Genomic DNA, 16,536 nt, shown 5'->3' with positions numbered 1-16,536 from the left:
CCTCACCTCGCCTCGGTGTCGTCGTCGGCTTCCACGAGCTGGAACCAGTAGAAGCCGTGCCCGGGCAGGGTGAGCAGGTAGGGCAGGTCGCCCACGGTCGGGAAGACCACCCCGCCGGTCAGCTCGACGGGCCTGCTGCCGCGGTGCTCCGACAGGTCCAGCTCAACCGGCTGCGGGAAGCGCGACAGGTTGTTCACGCACAGCACGACGTCCTCGTGGCCGTCGGGCCGCCGCCACCGCCGCCGGTAGGCCAGCACGCTCGGGTTCGACCCACCGAGGTCGGTGAAGTCGCCCTCGGCGAACGCGTGGTGCTGCTTGCGCACCTCGATCATCCGCCGGGTCCAGTGCAGCAGCGACGACTGGTTGTTCAGCTGCGCCTCGACGTTGAGGGCTTGGTAGCCGTACACCGGATCCATGATCACCGGCAGGTAGATCCGGCCGGGGTCGCAGCCGGAGAAGCCCGCGTTGCGGTCCGGGGTCCACTGCATCGGCGTGCGCACCGCGTCGCGGTCGCCCAGCCAGATGTTGTCGCCCATGCCGATCTCGTCACCGTAGTAGAGGACGGGCGAGCCGGGCAGGGACAGCAGCATCGCGGTGAACAGCTCCTGCTGGTTGCGGTCGTTCTCCAGCAGCGGCGCCAACCGACGTCTGATGCCGATGTTCGCCTTCATCCGCGGGTCCTTGGCGTACTCCGCGTACATGTAGTCGCGCTCTTCGTCGGTGACCATCTCGAGCGTCAGCTCGTCGTGGTTGCGCAGGAAGATGCCCCACTGGCAGCCGTCGGGAATCTGCGGCGTCTGCGCCAGGATCTCCGAGATCGGGAACCGCGACTCGCGCCGCACCGCCATGAAGATGCGCGGCATCAGCGGGAAGTGGAACGCCATGTGGCACTCGTCGCCGCCCACCTCGGGGTTGCCGAAGTACTCGACCACGTCCGACGGCCACTGGTTCGCCTCCGCGAGCAGCACCCGACCGGGGTACTCGTCGTCCACGACCTTGCGGCAGCGCTTGAGGAAGTCGTGCGTGCGCGGCAGGTTCTCGCAGTTCGTGCCCTCCTGCTCGAACAGGTACGGCACGGCGTCCAGCCGGAACCCGTCGATGCCCAGGTCGAGCCAGAACCGGAGGGTGTCCAGCATGGCTTCCTGCACGTGCGGGTTCTCGAAGTTGAGGTCGGGCTGGTGCGAGAAGAACCGGTGCCAGTAGAACTGCCCGCGCACCGGGTCGTACGTCCAGTTGGACGACTCGGTGTCGACGAAGATGATCCGGGCGTCCGCGTAGCGCTGGTCGTCGTCGCTCCACACGTAGTAGTCGCCGTACGGGCCGTCCGGGTCGGTCCGCGACTGCTGGAACCACGGGTGCGCGTCGCTCGTGTGGTTGAGCACCAGGTCCGTGATCACCCGGATGCCCCGCCGGTGCGCCTCGTCCAGCAGGTACACGAAGTCCTCGACCGAGCCGAACTCCGGCAGCACGGCGCGGAAGTCGGAGATGTCGTAACCGCCGTCGCGCAGCGGCGACGCGTAGAAGGGCGGCAGCCACAGGCAGTCGACGCCGAGCCACTCCAGGTAGTCCAACCGGGACGCCAGGCCCCGCAGGTCGCCGGTGCCGTCGCCGTTGGAGTCGCTGAACGCCCGCACCAGCACTTCGTAGAACACCGCGCCCTTGAACCAGTCGCGTTCGCGTGGCACGAGCTTGGCGGACCGGAAGTCCTCCGCCTGCGGCTCGACCAGGAGTCCGTCGGCGCCGATGGCCTCGCCGGTGTGCGGCACGTTCTCCAGGCCTACGAGCGCCGCGTCGGGTCGCGCCTCTTCTTGCATGTGTGCTCCACCTCGTCCCACCTCATCGGGGGTGCGTTCGATCGTCCCTCGTGCTCTTCGGCGGGCACGGGGACTGGGTAAAGGGGACCGGTCCTGTTTTCTCGGCAGCTCCGTGACCGGGCGCTAACCGTGACGGCGCAGCACGCCGACGATGTGCGCCGCGGCGCGCCAGGGTTCGAGGCGGACGTAGTTCGCCTGACCCCAGTCCCAGGTCTCCCCGGTGACCTCGTCGTGCGCGATCAGCCGCTCGTGCCAGTCGAAGCCGAGCGCGGGCAGGTCCAGCCAGACGGTGCCGTCCTGCGCGTTGTGCGGGTCCAGGTTGACCACCACGACGACCGTGTCGCCGGTGCCCGGGTCCTGCTTGGAGTAGGCGATCAACGCCGGGTTGTCGACGTGGTGGAACCGGAGTGTTCGCATCTGCTGCAACGCCGGGTGGGCCCGGCGGATCGCGTTCAGCTTGCGCAACCACGGTTCCAGCGACCGTCCCTCGGCCACCGCCGCCGCGTAGTCCCGCGGCCGCAGCTGGTACTTCTCCGAGTTCAGGTACTCCTCGCTGCCGGGCCTGACGGCTTCGTGCTCGAACAGCTCGTAGCCGGAGTACACGCCCCAGGTCGGCGCCATCGTCGCGGCCAGGGCCGCGCGCAGCGCGAACATGCCCGGACCGCCGTGCTGCAGCGATTCGTGCAGGATGTCCGGGGTGTTCACGAACAGGTTGGGCCGCGCTTCGTCCCAGTGCTCGACCAGTTCGACGCCGAACTCGGTCAACTCCTCCTTGGTCGTGCGCCAGGTGAAGTAGGTGTAGCTCTGCGTGAAGCCGAGCTTGGCGAGGCCGTACAGCCGCGCCGGGCGGGTGAACGCCTCGCTGAGGAACAGGACGTCCGGGTGCCGGTCCTTGACCGCCCAGATCAGCCACGCCCAGAAGTCCGGCGGCTTGGTGTGCGGGTTGTCGACCCGGAAGATCCGCACCCCGTGGTCCACCCAGTGCAGGACGACCCGCAGCACCTCGTTGTAGATGCCCTGGGGGTCGTTGTCGAAGTTGACCGGGTAGATGTCCTGGTACTTCTTCGGCGGGTTCTCCGCGTACGCGATCGAGCCGTCCGGGCGGGTGGTGAACCACTCGGGGTTCTTCAACACCCACGGGTGGTCGGGCGCGCACTGGAGGGCCAGGTCGAGCGCCACCTCCAGGTCCAGCTCCCGGGCCCGCGCCACGAACGCGTCGAAGTCCTCGATCGTGCCCAGCTCGGGGTGGATCGCGTCGTGCCCGCCCTCGTCAGCGCCGATCGCCCACGTCGAGCCGGGGTCGTCCTCGGTGGCGGTAAGCGTGTTGTTGGGCCCCTTGCGGTTCACCCGGCCGATCGGGTGGATCGGGGGCAGGTAGGCGACGTCGAAGCCCATGGCCGCGATGCGGTCCAGCTCCTTGGCCGCGGTGGTGAACGTGCCGTGCACCGGGACGCCCGACTCGTCCACGCCGCCCGTGCTGCGGGGGAAGAACTCGTACCACGACCCGAACGCCGCGCGCTTCCGGTCGACCCAGACCTTCTGCGGCTTGCCCTTGGTGACGAGCTCGCGCACCGGGTGGTCGTGCATGATCTGCCGCACGTCGCTCGCGAGGGCGGGCGCGACCCGTTCCGCCAGCGGCCGGTGCTCGTCGCGCAGCGCGTTGGCGGCGTTCAGCAGCAGCGGCTTGTCCTTGCGCCGGTCCGGCCGGCGGCTCACGCGGTCGAGCAGCAGCGCGCCGGTCTCCAGGTCGTTCGCCAGCTCGTCGGGGCCCTGGCCGGCGGCGATCTTGACCTCGACGGCGTGCTGCCAGGTGGCCCACGGGTCGCTCCAGGCGTCCACGCGGAACGTCCACGCGCCCTCGGCGTCCGGGACGATCACGGCGGCCCAGCGGTCGAGGCCGACGCCCTGCGGGACCATGCGTGTTTGTCTGGCGACCCGGTCGTTCGGTCCCCGCCACGCGACGGTGGCGGCGACGGCGTCGTGGCCCTCGCGCCACACCGTCGCCTCGACCGGGACGTGTTCGCCGACCACGGCCTTGGCCGGGTAGCGACCTCCGCTCACGATCGGGGAGACATCATCGATTCCGAGTCGTCCGCTCATCGGCAGCGCCCCTCTCACCTGGTGTGACGCTTGCACGGTCAAGTCTGCCCCCAGCGGTCGGCCACGCCTTCACCGGGGACACCCACCTGGTGTTCCTACCCCTTCTGGTTGGATCGCACACTTGCGGTGGCGTCCGTCTCGCCATGGAAGAGCAGATTCCCAGTTCTTGATCGATACCACCGTGGTGCCACGCCGGTATCTTTCGGGCGATCATCGGGCGCCGTTCTCACGGGTTGAGATCAGCGGCCTGCCCCTTGTAGGTGACCGACTCGGCCTGCGGGTCGTACACCTGCCAGTCGACCGAGGCCGCCCGACCGCCGTCCTCGACGAACCGCTCGACCACCTCCGCCACGACCGAGATCGGCAACTCGGTCCGGGGCGGGTAGTGGACGTCACACCACTCGTCCTTCTCGTAGGTGGCCGGTTCCGCGTTCACCCCGCCGGTGGCGATGAACGATTCGTCGCCCGCCATCCACACGACGACGCCGACACCCGGTCCGACGCCGACCGACAGCACCGGGCCGGCCTCGCCCCAGCCATCGTCCCGGCCCGCCCCGTGCGGGCTGTCCAGCCACCAGTGGACCCGTTCCGCGCCGGGGTTCTCCGCGTGCCGCAGCAGCTCCGCCAGGATGCGGTGGCCGTCGTGGGGGAGGCTCATTGTTCGCTCAGTCCTCGGTAGGTCGCGATGAACGTCTTCCGGCCGTTCTCGTCGGTGCCGTAGACGTGCAGCGCGGAACCGACCGGTAGGAATCGTCGCAGGTACTGGTGACATCCGGGTTGTCGTTCCAGGTCCATCCGGTACCCGCAAGGGGTGCGGTTGACGATCAGCTCGGCTTCTCGCACCCCGCTCTCCACCATCCACGCCGCGGTTTCGAACTCGACGTGGAAGTGCACCCGAGCCTTCCAGAACGCCGCGCCCGCCCGGAGGAACCTGGCCCGCTCGACCACCCGCTCGGTCCAGTACTGCTCGCCGGGCCGGAAGGAGAGCGTCGTCTCGCTGCCTTTCGCGCGAGCGAGACCGTGGACCGGCACCCCGCTGCGCGGCGCCGAGTAGCGACCCATGAGGTGCGCACCCCAGCCCGCCTCGACCGGGTAGTGGTCGCCGCTCGGCGAGCGGACCGAGCGGACCGGGTCGGAGGTCGGCGGCGGTGGGAGCGGTGGAGGTGGGGGCGGTGGGGCGGTGAGGTAGCGGTCCAGGGCGGTGCGGGCGGCGGTGACGAGGGTGCGGAGGCAGTCGGCTTCGTCGGCGGCGTCCCGCCAGGCGGACGCCGTGCCCAGGAACTCGTCCTCCCGGCGGCTGCCGCAGCCCGCCGGGGCGAGGAGGTCGGCGGCCTCGGCGGCGTGCCCGGCCGCCTCCGCGAGGAGCGCTTCCAGCCTCCGGGCGTGGTCGGACACGGCGCGGACGGCGCGTTCGACCTCGCCCAGCGAAGTGGTCATCCGGCGGCTCCCCGGTCTCCGGGACGGCACGTCCCACCCGATCCTGGCCGAGCCGGCGGTCCGCCGCGGGCCGGCGTGGACGCGGGCGGTCGGGGTTGACGGTTGGGCGCGGTGTGGGAAATAACTTGCAGGGCGACGTCTGCGCAGGTCGGGCTGGACCGGTCACTGCATCGGTTCGGGTGACCGTTGCTCCGCACCGCTGGATGGGGGATAAGGTCCGACGCCATGCGAGCACTTCGCCGGTTCACCGTCCGAGCCAGTCTGCCCGAGCCGTTGTCGGCCCTGGGCACCCTCGCCACGAACCTGCGCTGGACGTGGCACCAGCCCACCCAGGACCTGTTCGCGTCGGTCGACCCCGAGCTGTGGGCCGAGAGCGGCGACCCGCTGCGGCTGCTCTCCGTGGTGGCCCCCGAACGCCTCGACGCCCTGTCCCGTGACGAGCAGTTCCTCACCCACGCCAGGGCACTGGCCGACGACCTGCACCGCTACACCACCGGTCCCCGCTGGTTCCAGCGCCGCCAGGAGGAGATCCAGCAGCGCCGCGAGCACGGCAACCACGAACTGCGACCGCTGCCCAGCGCGATCGCCTACTTCTCGATGGAGTTCGGCGTCACGGAGGCCCTGCCGAACTACTCCGGCGGTCTCGGCGTGCTCGCCGGCGACCACCTGAAGGCGGCCTCCGACCTGGGCGTTCCGCTGATCGCCGTCGGCCTGCTCTACCGGTCCGGCTACTTCCGGCAGGCCCTGTCCCTCGACGGCTGGCAGATCGAGCACTACCCGGTGCTCGACCCGCGCGGCCTGCCGCTGGAGCTGCTGACCGAGCCGTCCGGCGCGCCGATCCTGGTGCACGTCGCCATGCCCGGCGACCGCGTGCTGCGGGCCAAGATCTGGAAGGCGCGGGTCGGCCGCATCCCGCTGCTGCTCCTCGACTCCGACGTGGAGGAGAACGACGAGGACCTGCGCGGCGTCACCGACCGCCTCTACGGCGGCGACCAGGACCACCGCATCCGGCAGGAGATCCTGGCCGGCATCGGCGGTGTCCGCGCCGTGCGGACGTACTGCGAGCTGACCGGCCACACCCCGCCCGAGGTGTTCCACACCAACGAGGGCCACGCCGGGTTCCTCGGGCTGGAGCGCATCCGCGAGCTGGTCACGGGCGAGGGCCTCGACTTCGACCAGGCGCTGGCGGCGGTCCGCGCGGGCACCGTGTTCACCACGCACACGCCCGTCCCCGCCGGCATCGACCGGTTCCCCGTGGACCTGGTGCAGCACTACTTCGGCCCGGAGACGCTGCTGCCGGGCGTGAACACCCAGCGCATCCTCGCCCTGGGCGCGGAGGAGAACCCCGGCCTGTTCAACATGGCCCACATGGGCCTGCGGCTCGCGCAGCGCGCCAACGGCGTGTCCAAGCTGCACGGCCGCGTCAGCCGGGACATGTTCCGCGGCCTGTGGCCGGGCTTCGACGCGTCCGAGGTGCCGATCGGCTCGGTCACGAACGGCGTGCACGGCCCGACGTGGGCGGCGACCGAGATGAGCAGGCTGCTGGGCGACCCGGAGGACTCGGGCCTCGGCGTGCACGGCTTCGAGCCGGTCACCGACCAGCGCCTGTGGGAGCTGCGCAACGACCTGCGCGCGAAGCTCGTCGGCGAGGTCCGCCGCCGCACGCGCGCGTCCTGGCTGCAGCGCGGCGCGTCGGCGCTGGAGCTGGGCTGGACCGACTCGGTGTTCGACCCGGACGTGCTGACGGTCGGCTTCGCCCGCCGCGTGCCGACGTACAAGCGGCTGACGTTGATGCTGCGCGACGCGGACCGGCTGCGCGCGCTGCTGCTGCACCCGGAACGGCCCGTGCAGCTGGTCGTGGCGGGCAAGTCGCACCCGGCGGACGACGGCGGCAAGGCGTTGATCCAGCAGATCGTGCGGTTCGCCGACGACGCGGGCGTGCGGCACCGGATCGTCTTCCTGCCCGACTACGACATGTCGATGGCCCGGTACCTGTACTGGGGCTGCGACGTGTGGCTGAACAACCCGATGCGGCCGCTGGAGGCGTGCGGCACGTCCGGCATGAAGTCGGCGCTGAACGGCGGGCTGAACCTGTCGATCCGCGACGGCTGGTGGGACGAGCTGTACGACGGCAGCAACGGCTGGGCGATCCCGACCGCGGACGGCATCACCGACCCGACCCGGCGCGACGACCTGGAGGCCGCCGCGCTGTACGACCTGCTCGGCAACCAGGTCGCGCCGCTGTTCTACGACCGCGGCGAGGACGGCGTGCCGACCCGCTGGCTGGCGATGGTGCGGCACACGCTGGCGTCGCTCGGCCCGGCCGTGCAGGCGTCGCGGATGGTGCGCGAGTACGTGGAGAAGCTGTACGCCCCCGCCGCGTCGTCGGCCGCCTCCGTGGTCGGCGAGGGCTACCGGGGCGCGAAGGAGCTGGCCGCCTACCGGCAGCGGCTGCGGGCGTCGTGGACGCGGGTGCGCGTGCTGGAGTCCGAGATGTCGCTGAACGGGTCGGCCACGCCGCAGCTCGGCTCGCCGGTCGGCGTGCGGGCGCGCATCGAGCTGGCCGGCCTGGAGCCGTCCGAGGTGGACGTGCAGGTGGCGCTGGGCCGGGTCGGCGACTCGGACGAGCTGTACGACGTGGTCACGCACGTGATGCGGTACGCGGGCAACGGCAACTACGAGATCGAGGTGCCGCTGCCGCACGCGGGCGCGGTCGGCTACACGGTCCGGGTGCTGCCCCGGCACGACCTGCTGGCGTCACCGGCCGAACTGGGTCGGGTCGTCCTGGCGGGCTGATCCTTCGCTCGATCAGATGGCCGTCGGGATTACCGGCGGTCATCTGATCGAGCATTTCTCCCACTTCCGACACCGCGTTTTCCCGGTCGGGCGAATTCCGTGTTCTCGCTGGTGGGGCGGGGTACTCGGGCCCGGAACATCCGTCCGGGAGAAGGTCGTCGCGCCGTGAGGAAATTCGCCGCAACAGGCTCGCTGCTCGCCGTGCTGCTCGCCGTGGTCGCCATCCCGGCCGCCACGGCGGAACGCGAGGTGGTCGCCCCGCCGCCCGCGTGCACGGGGCTGGTCACGCAGCTGGGGGAGACGCTGAAGACGGCGACCGCGCCGCTGACCGCGACACCGCCCGAACCGCCCAAGGCCGCCGCGCCGCTCGGTGACGTGCTGCACCTCCTGGTCTCGATGCAGGGCGCGAGGTGCCTGCCCCGCCCGCCGGCGAGCGCGTCCGCCGAGGCCGAGCCGCAGGCCCGCAAGCCGGAGCTGTGCCTTTCCACCACGATGGCCGTGTTCGGCGGCGTGTTCGCGGTGCTGGCCAAGGTGGTGCCCGGCGCCGTCCCGCCCGACCCGGCGAAGCTGCGCAACGAGGTGTCCGCCCTGCTCAAGACGATGAACGCGCTGCTGACCAACTGCGGCCTGCCCGCACCCGCCGGCGGGCTGCCCACCCTGCCGCCGGCCTGACCGCGTTCAGCCGATGTTGAGCCGGGCGCTGGTCTCGGCCACGCGCGGCATCCACCCGGCCAGCTCCTGGGCCTCCGCCAGGGTCTCCCGGGCCGCCGCGTTGTCGCCCGCCGCCATCTGCGCCCGCGCGATCGTGGCCAGCGCGTCGGCCCGGTCCAGCCCGCTCTCGCTGACGTGCTTGGCCTGCGTGCCCAGCGTGATGGCGGTCGCGTGGTCGTCCTCCAGCAGCGCCAGCTGCGCCAGCGTGCCGACGCACCGGTGCCGCGGGTAGCCGAACTGCATCGCGCCGTCCACCGCCCGCCTCGCCGCCGGCAGGCCCACGTCGGCGGGCAGCTGCCCGCCCTCGACCGCGTTCGCCGTCGAACCGGCCATCTGCGCCAGCACGAACGCCATGTCGCGCTGGTCGAGGTCGGTCCGGCCGACCAGGCGGCTGACGATGTGCAGCGCCTCGGCGTACTTCGTGCGCAGCGTGAGCACGGCGACGTGCGCGCCGATCGCCACGAGCAACGTCGGGTGCCGTGAGACCAGGTCCTCCGCGACCGCCTCGGCCCGGTCGAGGTCGCCGGCCTGCAGCGCGTCGGACACCTGGTTGACCAGCGGCGTCGCCTCGAACTCCGCCGCCGTGCGGCCGGACGCGCGGGGCAGGCCGAACAGGAACCAGCCGGGGGACGTGACGCCCGCGCCGCGCCGCGGCCACAGGCCGTTGACCAGCACCGCCGTGCCCGCCACGGCGAAGCCGCGCAGGAACGGCCGGTCGTCGTCCGACCACGCCAGCGCGCCCAGCCAGGCCAGCGCCACGACGCCCGCGGACAGCACCGCCGCCGTCAGCGCGGTCAGCCACAGCCGCCGCCGGACCGGCTCCCTGATCGACGTCAGGCCCACCGCGAACAGCAGCGGCACGGTCCGCCACACCACCCGCAGGTGCGGCCGCGTCCACGTCCGCACCTCGCCGCCGACGCCGATCACTAACAACGGCACCCGCACCCCGAACAGGACCGCGCCCAGCAGCAACCCGAGTTGCAGCAGGGCGAGCACGGCCCACGTCCCGACCGCCGCCCCGCCGAACGTCGCCACGCTCGGCTGCCAGACCACGAGGACGACCAGGGCCAGCCCGGTCAGCGCTTTCCACACGGACCTGGAGACGCTGCCCGCGCCCCCGCGGTTCCCCGCACGGCTCAGGTGACCGCCTGCGTGGCGCCGGGCCGCACGGGCAGCCCGGCCGCGGCGTACCCGCGGAAGCCGCCCACGAGGTCCGTCGCCTTCGGCAGGCCGACCCGCTGCAGGTCCCGCGCGGCCAGGCTGGACGCGTAGCCCTCGTTGCACAGCACGACCACGGTGGTGTCGGCGGTGAAGCCGGGGATGCGGTGCTCGCCGTCCGGGTCGAGGCGCCACTCCAGCACGATCCGCTCCACCGGCACCGAGCCGGGGATCTCGCCCTCGGCGGCCCGGTTGTGGTGCGGGCGGATGTCGACGACCAGCACGTCGTCGAGGCCCGCGAGCTCGTGCGGCTCGACGCGGGTCAGCGCCCGCCGTGCGTCGTCCAGCAGTTCCTCGGCGCTCATGGACCCTCCTGGTCGGCGAGTGCGCGCAGCTGCTCCAGCGGCAGCCGTCGGGCGGGCAGGGGCGGGATCTCGTGCGGGATGTCCGCGAGGCTCGGGTACTCCCGCGTCGGCACCAGCGGCGGCGAGTAGGCGTGCACGCTCGCCGCGCCGACGGACCCCCGGTTCACGACCTGGTGCGCGCGTCCCGCGCCGAAGCCGAGGGCGCTGCCGACGGGACGGGCCGCGCTGCGGACCGGGCCGCCGGGGTAGCGGTAGTCCTCGGCCAGCTCGCCGGTGAGCACGGTGAACGAGCCCGCCGCGCCGCCGTGGTCGTGCGGCTCGGTGCCCTGGCCGGGCAGCCAGCTCAGCAGCCACAGCTCGACGCCCTCGGTCAGGCCCAGCCGCACCCACCAGCGCCGTTCCGGGTCGTACTCCAGGACGTCCAGCAGCGGGGTGATGAACTCGGCGGCCACGGTGGACGTCAGCTCGCGCAGCTCGCGCGGCGTCCACAGGTCGCGTTCGGGGTGGATGAGGTCGCGCAGGAACCGCACGTCGAGCTTCGGGTGCAGGTCGGCGCGCGCGATGGTCGCGGTCACGGTGGTCGCTCCTGATGGCTACGGGTCGGGCGGGTAGCGATCAAGACGCGACGCGGCGGTGGTCAGGCGAGGTGGGGCTACCGGCCGCGTCGCGTCCGGCTACACCCGCACGACGCCACCAGCAGGAGGTCGATCGTGCGGTCGCACCAGGTCAGCAACGGACGGGCCACGCCCGCATGGTGGCACGCGGACGTGGCCCCGCGCACCCGGTCCCACCAGCCAGGATTGCCTCGGTGTCCGACGCTTCGGCCGGCGTCAGCTCGGCACGCGGAGCAGCAGCAGCGAGCGTCCGCCGAGCACGAGCGCCGTGCCCGCCGCGAGGCCGTCCACCGCCTCCGGCGCGCCGTCCGGAGTCGTGGAGTCCAGCACCGGCACGTACCGGGCGCCGTACTCGGGACCGGGCAGGGTGACCTCCAGTGGGTCCGCCCCGGCGTGCAGGAGCAGCAGCCACGAGTCGTCCGACACGAGCTCGCCGTCGCGGGAGCGGGACAGGCTGTTCGACCCGTCGATCCACATGCCCAGGAACCGGCGGCCCTCGTCGAACCAGTCCGTCTCGGCCATCTCCTCGCCGTCCGGGCGGAACCACACCAGGTCGGGAGCGCCGGACGCGGTGGTGCGGCCGTCGAAGAACTGCGGCTGCCGCAGCGCGGGCGACGTCGCGCGCAGCGTGATCACGCGCCGGGCGAACGCCAGCATCGACTCGCCCTCGCCGGTCAGCTTCCAGTCCACCCACGACGTCTCGTCGTCCAGGCAGTACGCGTTGTTGTTGCCGCCCTGGGTGCGCCACTGCTCGTCGCCCGCCGTCACCATCGGGGTGCCGGTGGACAGCATCAGCGTGGCGAACAGGTTCCGCGCCTGCCGGGCGCGCAGCGACCGCACCCCCGCGTCGTCGGTCTCGCCCTCGACGCCGCAGTTCCACGACCGGTTGTCGTTGGTGCCGTCGCGGTTGTCCTCGCCGTTGGCCTCGTTGTGCTTCTCGTTGTAGGACACCAGGTCCCGCAGCGTGAAGCCGTCGTGCGCGGTGATGAAGTTGATCGACTGCCACGGCCGGCGCAGGTCGTCGGCGTACAGGTCGGACGACCCGGACAGCCGGTAGGCCAGGTCGCGCACGCTCGTCCCGCCGCGCCAGAAGTCGCGCACGGTGTCGCGGTACCGGCCGTTCCACTCGGCCCACTGCACGCCGAAGTCGCCGACCCGGTAGCCGTCGCCGGTCGCGTCCCACGGCTCGGCGATCAGCTTGCACCGCGACAGGACCGGGTCGGACGTGATCGCGGTGAGCATCGCCGACGCGCGGTCGAACCGCCCGCCGCCCGGCCGGCCCAGCGTCGAGGCCAGGTCGAACCGGAACCCGTCCACGCCCATCTCGGTCGCCCAGTAGCGCAGCGAGTCCGTCACCAGCCGCACGAACTGCGGCGAGCCGGCCTCGGTGGTGTTGCCGCAGCCGGTGATGTCGAGCGTGCCGCCGCCGTCGATGTGCAGGTAGTAGCCGGGCGCGTCGAAGCCCCGGTAGGACAGCGTCGGACCCTCCGGACCGCCCTCGCACGTGTGGTTGAAGACCACGTCGATGATCACCTCGATGCCCACCGCGTGCAGCGCGGAGACCATCGTCCGGAACTCCTCGACCTCGCGGCCGGGCTCGCTGGCGTAGCCGGGGTGCGGCGCGAAGTAGCTCAGCGGCGAGTAGCCCCAGTAGTTGTGCCTGCCGTCGCGGACCAGCGACGGCTCGTCCAGGAACGCGTGCACCGGCAGCAGCTCGACCGACGTCACGCCCAGCCGGACCAGGTGCTCCACGACGGCCGGGTGCGCGAGGCCCAGGTACGTGCCGCGCTGGTGCTCGGGGACGGCCGGGTGCTGCCGCGTGAACCCGCGCACGTGCAGCTCGTAGATCACCGCCTCCTCGAACGGCACGTCGGGCTTCACGCCCGTGTCCGGACCGCCCGGCGACGTCACCACGGACAGCGGCACGCTGCCCAGCGAGTCGACCGGCGACGGCGCGCCCAGCATCGGGTCGCCCACGTACCCGAGCGCCGCGTCGAGGTCCGTCAGCGCGCCAGTGATCCTCGTCGCATACGGGTCGACCAAGAGCTTCGCGGGGTTGCAGCGCAGGCCGCGGGCCGGGTCGTACGGGCCGTGCACCCGGTAGCCGTAGCGCTGGCCGGGCGTGACGCCGGAGATCAACCCGTGCCACACGCCGAACGTCCGTTCGGTCAGCTCGACCCGTTCTTCCGTGCCGTCTTCGCTGATCAGGCACACCTCCACCGCGTGTGCGGGTGGCGCCGAGACGGCGAAGCGCACACCTCCGGCCTCGGGGTGCGCCCCGAGGGGGAACGGTCGGCCCGCGAGCAGGATCGAGTCGGCAGACATGACCCCGATCCTTCCAGGACGCACCGACGGTTTGGGTATGAGCACGCGCGGCGACTACGAGGTCGGGTGAACCGCCCCCACCGCGCCGGCCGCGAGGGGCGTTGCAGAACAATGGCGCCGGGTTCGGTGTCGATCGGGGCGAGGGCTGGCGTGGAAAACGAAGATCTGGTCATCCACATGCAGGGTGTTTCGGTTCGACGGGGCAAGACCACGCTGGTCGGGGACGTCGACTGGAGCGTGGAGCTGGACGAGCGGTGGGTCGTGCTCGGGCCGAACGGCGCGGGCAAGACGACGCTGCTCCGCCTGGCCGGCGCCGAGCTGCACCCGACCAAGGGCAAGGTGCACCTCCTCGGCGCCCGCATCGGCCGGACCGACATGGCCGAGCTGCGCACCCGCATCGGCCTGTCGTCCGCGGCGCTGAACGGGCGCGTCCCGGCCGACGAGAAGGTCGTGGACGTCGTCGTGAGCGCCGGGTACGCGGTGCTGGGCCGGTGGCGCGAGGAGTACGACAAGCTCGACACCGGCCGCGCGAAGGAGCTGCTGGCCACGTTGGGCATCGAGCACCTGGCCGACCGCACCTACGGCACGCTGTCCGAGGGCGAGCGCAAGCGCGCGCTGATCGCCCGCGCGCTGATGACGGACCCCGAGATGCTGCTGCTGGACGAGCCCGCGGCGGGCCTCGACCTCGGCGGCCGGGAAGACCTCGTGGCGCGGCTCTCGGAGCTGGCGCTCGACCCCGACGCGCCGGCGACGGTGCTGGTCACGCACCACGTGGAGGAGATCCCGCCGGGCTTCACGCACGTGCTGCTGCTGCGTGACGGCGGCATCGTGGCGCAGGGCCTGCTGGACGACGTGCTGACCGAGGAGAACCTGTCGAAGACGTTCGACCAGCCGTTGGAGCTCCAACGGTCGGGTGACCGGTACTTCGCCCGACGCAAGGCTACCGAGGGGTAACCTGCGAGGCGCACCGACGGAGGTCGAGGAGGACCTGTGGCTGAGTTCGTGAGGCTCGAAGTCGAGGACGGGATCGGCACCATCCGGCTGGACCGCCCGCCGATGAACGCGCTGAACAGGCAGGTCCAAGAGGAGATCCGGTCCGCCGCCCTGGAGGCGGCCGACCGGGCCGACGTGTACTCCGTGATCGTGTACGGCGGTCCCAAGGTGTTCGCGGCCGGCGCGGACATCAAGGAGATGGCCGATCTGTCGTACGCCGAGATGGCGGCGCGCGCGGGCGCGTTCACGTCGGCGTTGCGCGCGGTCGAGGAGATCCCCAAGCCGACCGTGGCGGCCATCACCGGGTACGCCCTGGGCGGCGGGTTCGAGCTGGCCCTGTGCGCGGACCGCCGGATCGCGGGCGACAACGCCAAGGTCGGCCAGCCGGAGATCCTGCTCGGCGTCATCCCCGGCATGGGCGGCACGCAGCGCCTGCCGCGGCTGATCGGGCCGTCGCGCGCCAAGGACCTGATCTACACCGGCCGGTTCGTCGGCGCCGAGGAGGCGCTGCGGATCGGCATGGTGGACGAGGTCGTCGCCCCCGACGACGTGTACGGGGCGGCCAGGCGGTCGGCCGGGCAGTTCGTCAACGGCCCGGTGCGCGCGTACGCCGCCGCGAAGGCCGCCATCGACGGCGGGCTGGACACCGACCTGGGCAGCGGGCTGAAGCTGGAGAGCCAGCTGTTCGCGGCGATGTTCGCCACCGAGGACCAGAAGACCGGCATGGCGTCGTTCATCGAGAACGGGCCGGGGAAGGCGAAGTTCAGTGGCCGTTGATCACCAGGGCCCGACCGGTTCCGCCGACCCCAGGCCCAACCCGCACGCCACCGCCGACGAGATCGAGGCGGCGTACAAGGACCCCAAGCTCGCGAACGTGCTCTACCACGACTGGGAAGCGGGCACGTACGACGAGAAGTGGTCGATCTCGTACGACGAGCGCTGCATCACCTACGCCACCGACCGGTTCCGGGCGGTCGCGGGCGACGTCGGGCCGTACGGGCACGCGCTGGAGCTGGGCTGCGGCACGGGGTTCTTCCTGCTCAACCTGATGCAGGGCGGCGTCATCGGCAAGGGCTCGGTGACCGACCTGTCGCCCGGCATGGTCGAGGTGGCGCTGCGCAATGCCGAGCAGCTCGACCTGCCGGTGGACGGCCGGGTGGCCGACGCCGAGCGCATCCCCTACGACGACGACACGTTCGACCTGGTCGTCGGGCACGCGGTGCTGCACCACATCCCCGACGTGGCCGCCGCGATGCGCGAGGTGCTGCGCGTGCTGAAGCCGGGCGGGAAGTTCGTGTTCGCGGGCGACCCGACGAACGTCGGCAACTTCTACGCGCGCAAGCTCGGGCAGCTGACGTGGTGGCTGACGACCAACGTGACCAAGCTCGGCCCGCTGTCGGACTGGCGCCGGCCGCAGGAGGAGCTGGACGAGTCGTCCCGCGCCGCGGCCCTCGAAGCCGTGGTCGACCTGCACACGTTCGACCCGTCGGACCTGGAGCGGACGGCCCGGTCGGCGGGCGCGGTCGGCGTGCGGGCGGTGACCGAGGAGCTGTCGGCGGCCCTGTTCGGGTGGCCGGTGCGCACGTTCGAGGCCGCCGTGCCGCGGGAGAAGCTGGGCTTCGGGTGGGCGATGTTCGCCTACAAGACCTGGCAGCGGCTGTCCTGGGTGGACGAGAAGGTGCTCGCGAAGGTCCTCCCGCGCGAGGTCTTCTACAACGTGTCCGTGACGGGGCGCAAGCCGGTCTAGTGGGCTACGAGTTCAGCCTCGACGACGTGGCGTACCTGCGTTCCGACGCCGGGTCCGCCGCGTTGTCGGCGTTGGCCGACCTGCCGCTGACGCCCGCGTCCCGGCTCTCCGACGTGGCCCTGGCGAAGCGGGTCTCGCCGACGCGCTTCGCCGCCGTGCTGGAGACCGTCCTGCTGCGGCGCAAGGCGTCCGCGAAGGTGCCCTTCACCGACGGCCTGTTCACCTCCGACGCCTTGCAGCAGGCCACGCCGCACCCGGTGGCCGCGCACCGGGCCCGTCGGTTCACCGGCCCGGCGCACGACGTGACGTGCTCGATCGGCGCGGACCTCGCGGCGCTGCCCGAGGGGTCCGTCGGCTCGGACCTCGACCCGGTGCGGCTGGCGATGGCGCGGCACAACGTGGGCGACGCCGTGCCGCTCGTGCGGGCGGACGCGCTGCGGCCGTTGTCCCGCGGCACGGCGGTGCTCGCCGACCCG

General features: G+C 72.1%; 13 protein-coding genes and 1 pseudogene. 6 read left to right on the top strand and 8 right to left on the bottom strand.

Translation table 11 applies throughout. The features are described from left to right. Positions 1–2 precede the first annotated feature (2 nt). The 4 genes from treS to ACFQ3T_RS06235 all read right to left on the bottom strand — a co-directional run bounded on the left by treS (position 3) and on the right by ACFQ3T_RS06235 (position 5,351). Positions 3–1,814, bottom strand: coding sequence for a maltose alpha-D-glucosyltransferase (gene treS, locus ACFQ3T_RS06250; protein WP_380720941.1), 1,812 nt, complete (start codon positions 1,812–1,814; stop codon positions 3–5). Positions 1,815–1,937: 123 nt separating this feature from the next. After that, positions 1,938–3,914 carry an alpha-1,4-glucan--maltose-1-phosphate maltosyltransferase gene (locus ACFQ3T_RS06245; RefSeq protein ID WP_380720938.1) on the bottom strand — a complete coding sequence of 659 codons (1,977 nt, stop codon included), beginning with the start codon at positions 3,912–3,914 and terminating at the stop codon, positions 1,938–1,940. A 226-nt stretch (positions 3,915–4,140) separates the two neighbouring features. Then, a complete protein-coding gene (locus tag ACFQ3T_RS06240) occupies positions 4,141–4,572 on the bottom strand; it encodes an Imm1 family immunity protein (RefSeq protein WP_380720935.1) in 432 nt (143 codons plus the stop codon). Next, entirely contained in the window at positions 4,569–5,351 is a 783-nt protein-coding gene (locus ACFQ3T_RS06235) for a DddA-like double-stranded DNA deaminase toxin (protein WP_380720933.1), read from the bottom strand. The genes ACFQ3T_RS06240 and ACFQ3T_RS06235 overlap by 4 nt, the downstream gene beginning before the upstream one ends. 225 nt (positions 5,352–5,576) lie before the next feature. Here ACFQ3T_RS06235 and glgP point away from each other — a divergent pair, with 225 nt between their 5' ends. Together glgP and ACFQ3T_RS06225 are read left to right on the top strand one after the other, a co-directional pair. Beyond that, positions 5,577–8,147, top strand: coding sequence for an alpha-glucan family phosphorylase (gene glgP / locus ACFQ3T_RS06230; protein WP_380720930.1), 2,571 nt, complete (start codon positions 5,577–5,579; stop codon positions 8,145–8,147). Positions 8,148–8,312: 165 nt separating this feature from the next. After that, positions 8,313–8,819 (top strand): hypothetical protein, encoded by a 507-nt coding sequence (locus ACFQ3T_RS06225; protein ID WP_380720929.1) that lies wholly within the window; start codon positions 8,313–8,315, stop codon positions 8,817–8,819. Positions 8,820–8,825: 6 nt separating this feature from the next. Here ACFQ3T_RS06225 and ACFQ3T_RS06220 read toward each other — a convergent pair whose 3' ends face one another. From ACFQ3T_RS06220 to glgX, 4 genes are all read right to left on the bottom strand, one after another. After that, entirely contained in the window at positions 8,826–9,950 is a 1,125-nt protein-coding gene (locus ACFQ3T_RS06220) for a tetratricopeptide repeat protein (protein ID WP_380720927.1), read from the bottom strand. A 44-nt stretch (positions 9,951–9,994) separates the two neighbouring features. Further along, a complete protein-coding gene (locus ACFQ3T_RS06215; RefSeq protein ID WP_380720925.1) occupies positions 9,995–10,381 on the bottom strand; it encodes a rhodanese-like domain-containing protein in 387 nt (128 codons plus the stop codon). After that, positions 10,378–10,956, bottom strand: a complete 579-nt coding sequence (locus ACFQ3T_RS06210; protein ID WP_380720922.1) for a cysteine dioxygenase — start codon at positions 10,954–10,956, stop codon at positions 10,378–10,380. The genes ACFQ3T_RS06215 and ACFQ3T_RS06210 overlap by 4 nt, the downstream gene beginning before the upstream one ends. 255 nt (positions 10,957–11,211) lie before the next feature. Next, positions 11,212–13,320 carry a glycogen debranching protein GlgX gene (glgX, locus tag ACFQ3T_RS06205; RefSeq protein WP_380720920.1) on the bottom strand — a complete coding sequence of 703 codons (2,109 nt, stop codon included), beginning with the start codon at positions 13,318–13,320 and terminating at the stop codon, positions 11,212–11,214. A 111-nt stretch (positions 13,321–13,431) separates the two neighbouring features. On the opposite strand from glgX, the gene ACFQ3T_RS06200 reads away from it, so the two are divergent. From ACFQ3T_RS06200 to ACFQ3T_RS06185, 4 genes and pseudogenes are all read left to right on the top strand, one after another. Further along, positions 13,432–14,274, top strand: coding sequence for an ABC transporter ATP-binding protein (locus ACFQ3T_RS06200; protein ID WP_380720917.1), 843 nt, complete (start codon positions 13,432–13,434; stop codon positions 14,272–14,274). Positions 14,275–14,310: 36 nt separating this feature from the next. Then, on the top strand, positions 14,311–15,090 hold the full coding sequence (locus ACFQ3T_RS06195; RefSeq protein WP_380720915.1) for an enoyl-CoA hydratase/isomerase family protein: 780 nt from the start codon (positions 14,311–14,313) through the stop codon (positions 15,088–15,090). Continuing rightward, the gene (locus ACFQ3T_RS06190; protein ID WP_380720912.1) at positions 15,080–16,060 is read left to right on the top strand and encodes a class I SAM-dependent methyltransferase; all 981 of its coding nucleotides are present in this window, start codon (positions 15,080–15,082) and stop codon (positions 16,058–16,060) included. The genes ACFQ3T_RS06195 and ACFQ3T_RS06190 overlap by 11 nt, the downstream gene beginning before the upstream one ends. Beyond that, a pseudogene (locus ACFQ3T_RS06185) lies at positions 16,060–16,536 on the top strand (class I SAM-dependent methyltransferase); the annotation flags it as partial. The gene ACFQ3T_RS06190 and the pseudogene ACFQ3T_RS06185, both read left to right, overlap by 1 nt.

It is taken from the genome of Saccharothrix hoggarensis (assembly GCF_042678885.1).
Lineage (GTDB): Bacteria > Actinomycetota > Actinomycetes > Mycobacteriales > Pseudonocardiaceae > Actinosynnema > Actinosynnema hoggarensis.
Note: the sequence above shows the minus strand (reverse complement) of the source record. Positions and strands in the feature narration are given on the sequence as shown.

Bases quoted from the DNA above. Each gene is read 5' to 3' on its own strand.
- treS (WP_380720941.1), bottom strand. From the start codon at position 1,814: ATGCAAGAAGAGGCGCGACCCGACGCGGCGCTCGTAGGCCTGGAGAAC.
- ACFQ3T_RS06245 (WP_380720938.1), bottom strand. From the start codon at position 3,914: ATGAGCGGACGACTCGGAATCGATGATGTCTCCCCGATCGTGAGCGGA.
- ACFQ3T_RS06240 (WP_380720935.1), bottom strand. From the start codon at position 4,572: ATGAGCCTCCCCCACGACGGCCACCGCATCCTGGCGGAGCTGCTGCGG.
- ACFQ3T_RS06235 (WP_380720933.1), bottom strand. From the start codon at position 5,351: ATGACCACTTCGCTGGGCGAGGTCGAACGCGCCGTCCGCGCCGTGTCC.
- glgP (WP_380720930.1), top strand. From the start codon at position 5,577: ATGCGAGCACTTCGCCGGTTCACCGTCCGAGCCAGTCTGCCCGAGCCG.
- ACFQ3T_RS06215 (WP_380720925.1), bottom strand. From the start codon at position 10,381: ATGAGCGCCGAGGAACTGCTGGACGACGCACGGCGGGCGCTGACCCGC.
- glgX (WP_380720920.1), bottom strand. From the start codon at position 13,320: ATGTCTGCCGACTCGATCCTGCTCGCGGGCCGACCGTTCCCCCTCGGG.
- ACFQ3T_RS06200 (WP_380720917.1), top strand. From the start codon at position 13,432: ATGGCGCCGGGTTCGGTGTCGATCGGGGCGAGGGCTGGCGTGGAAAAC.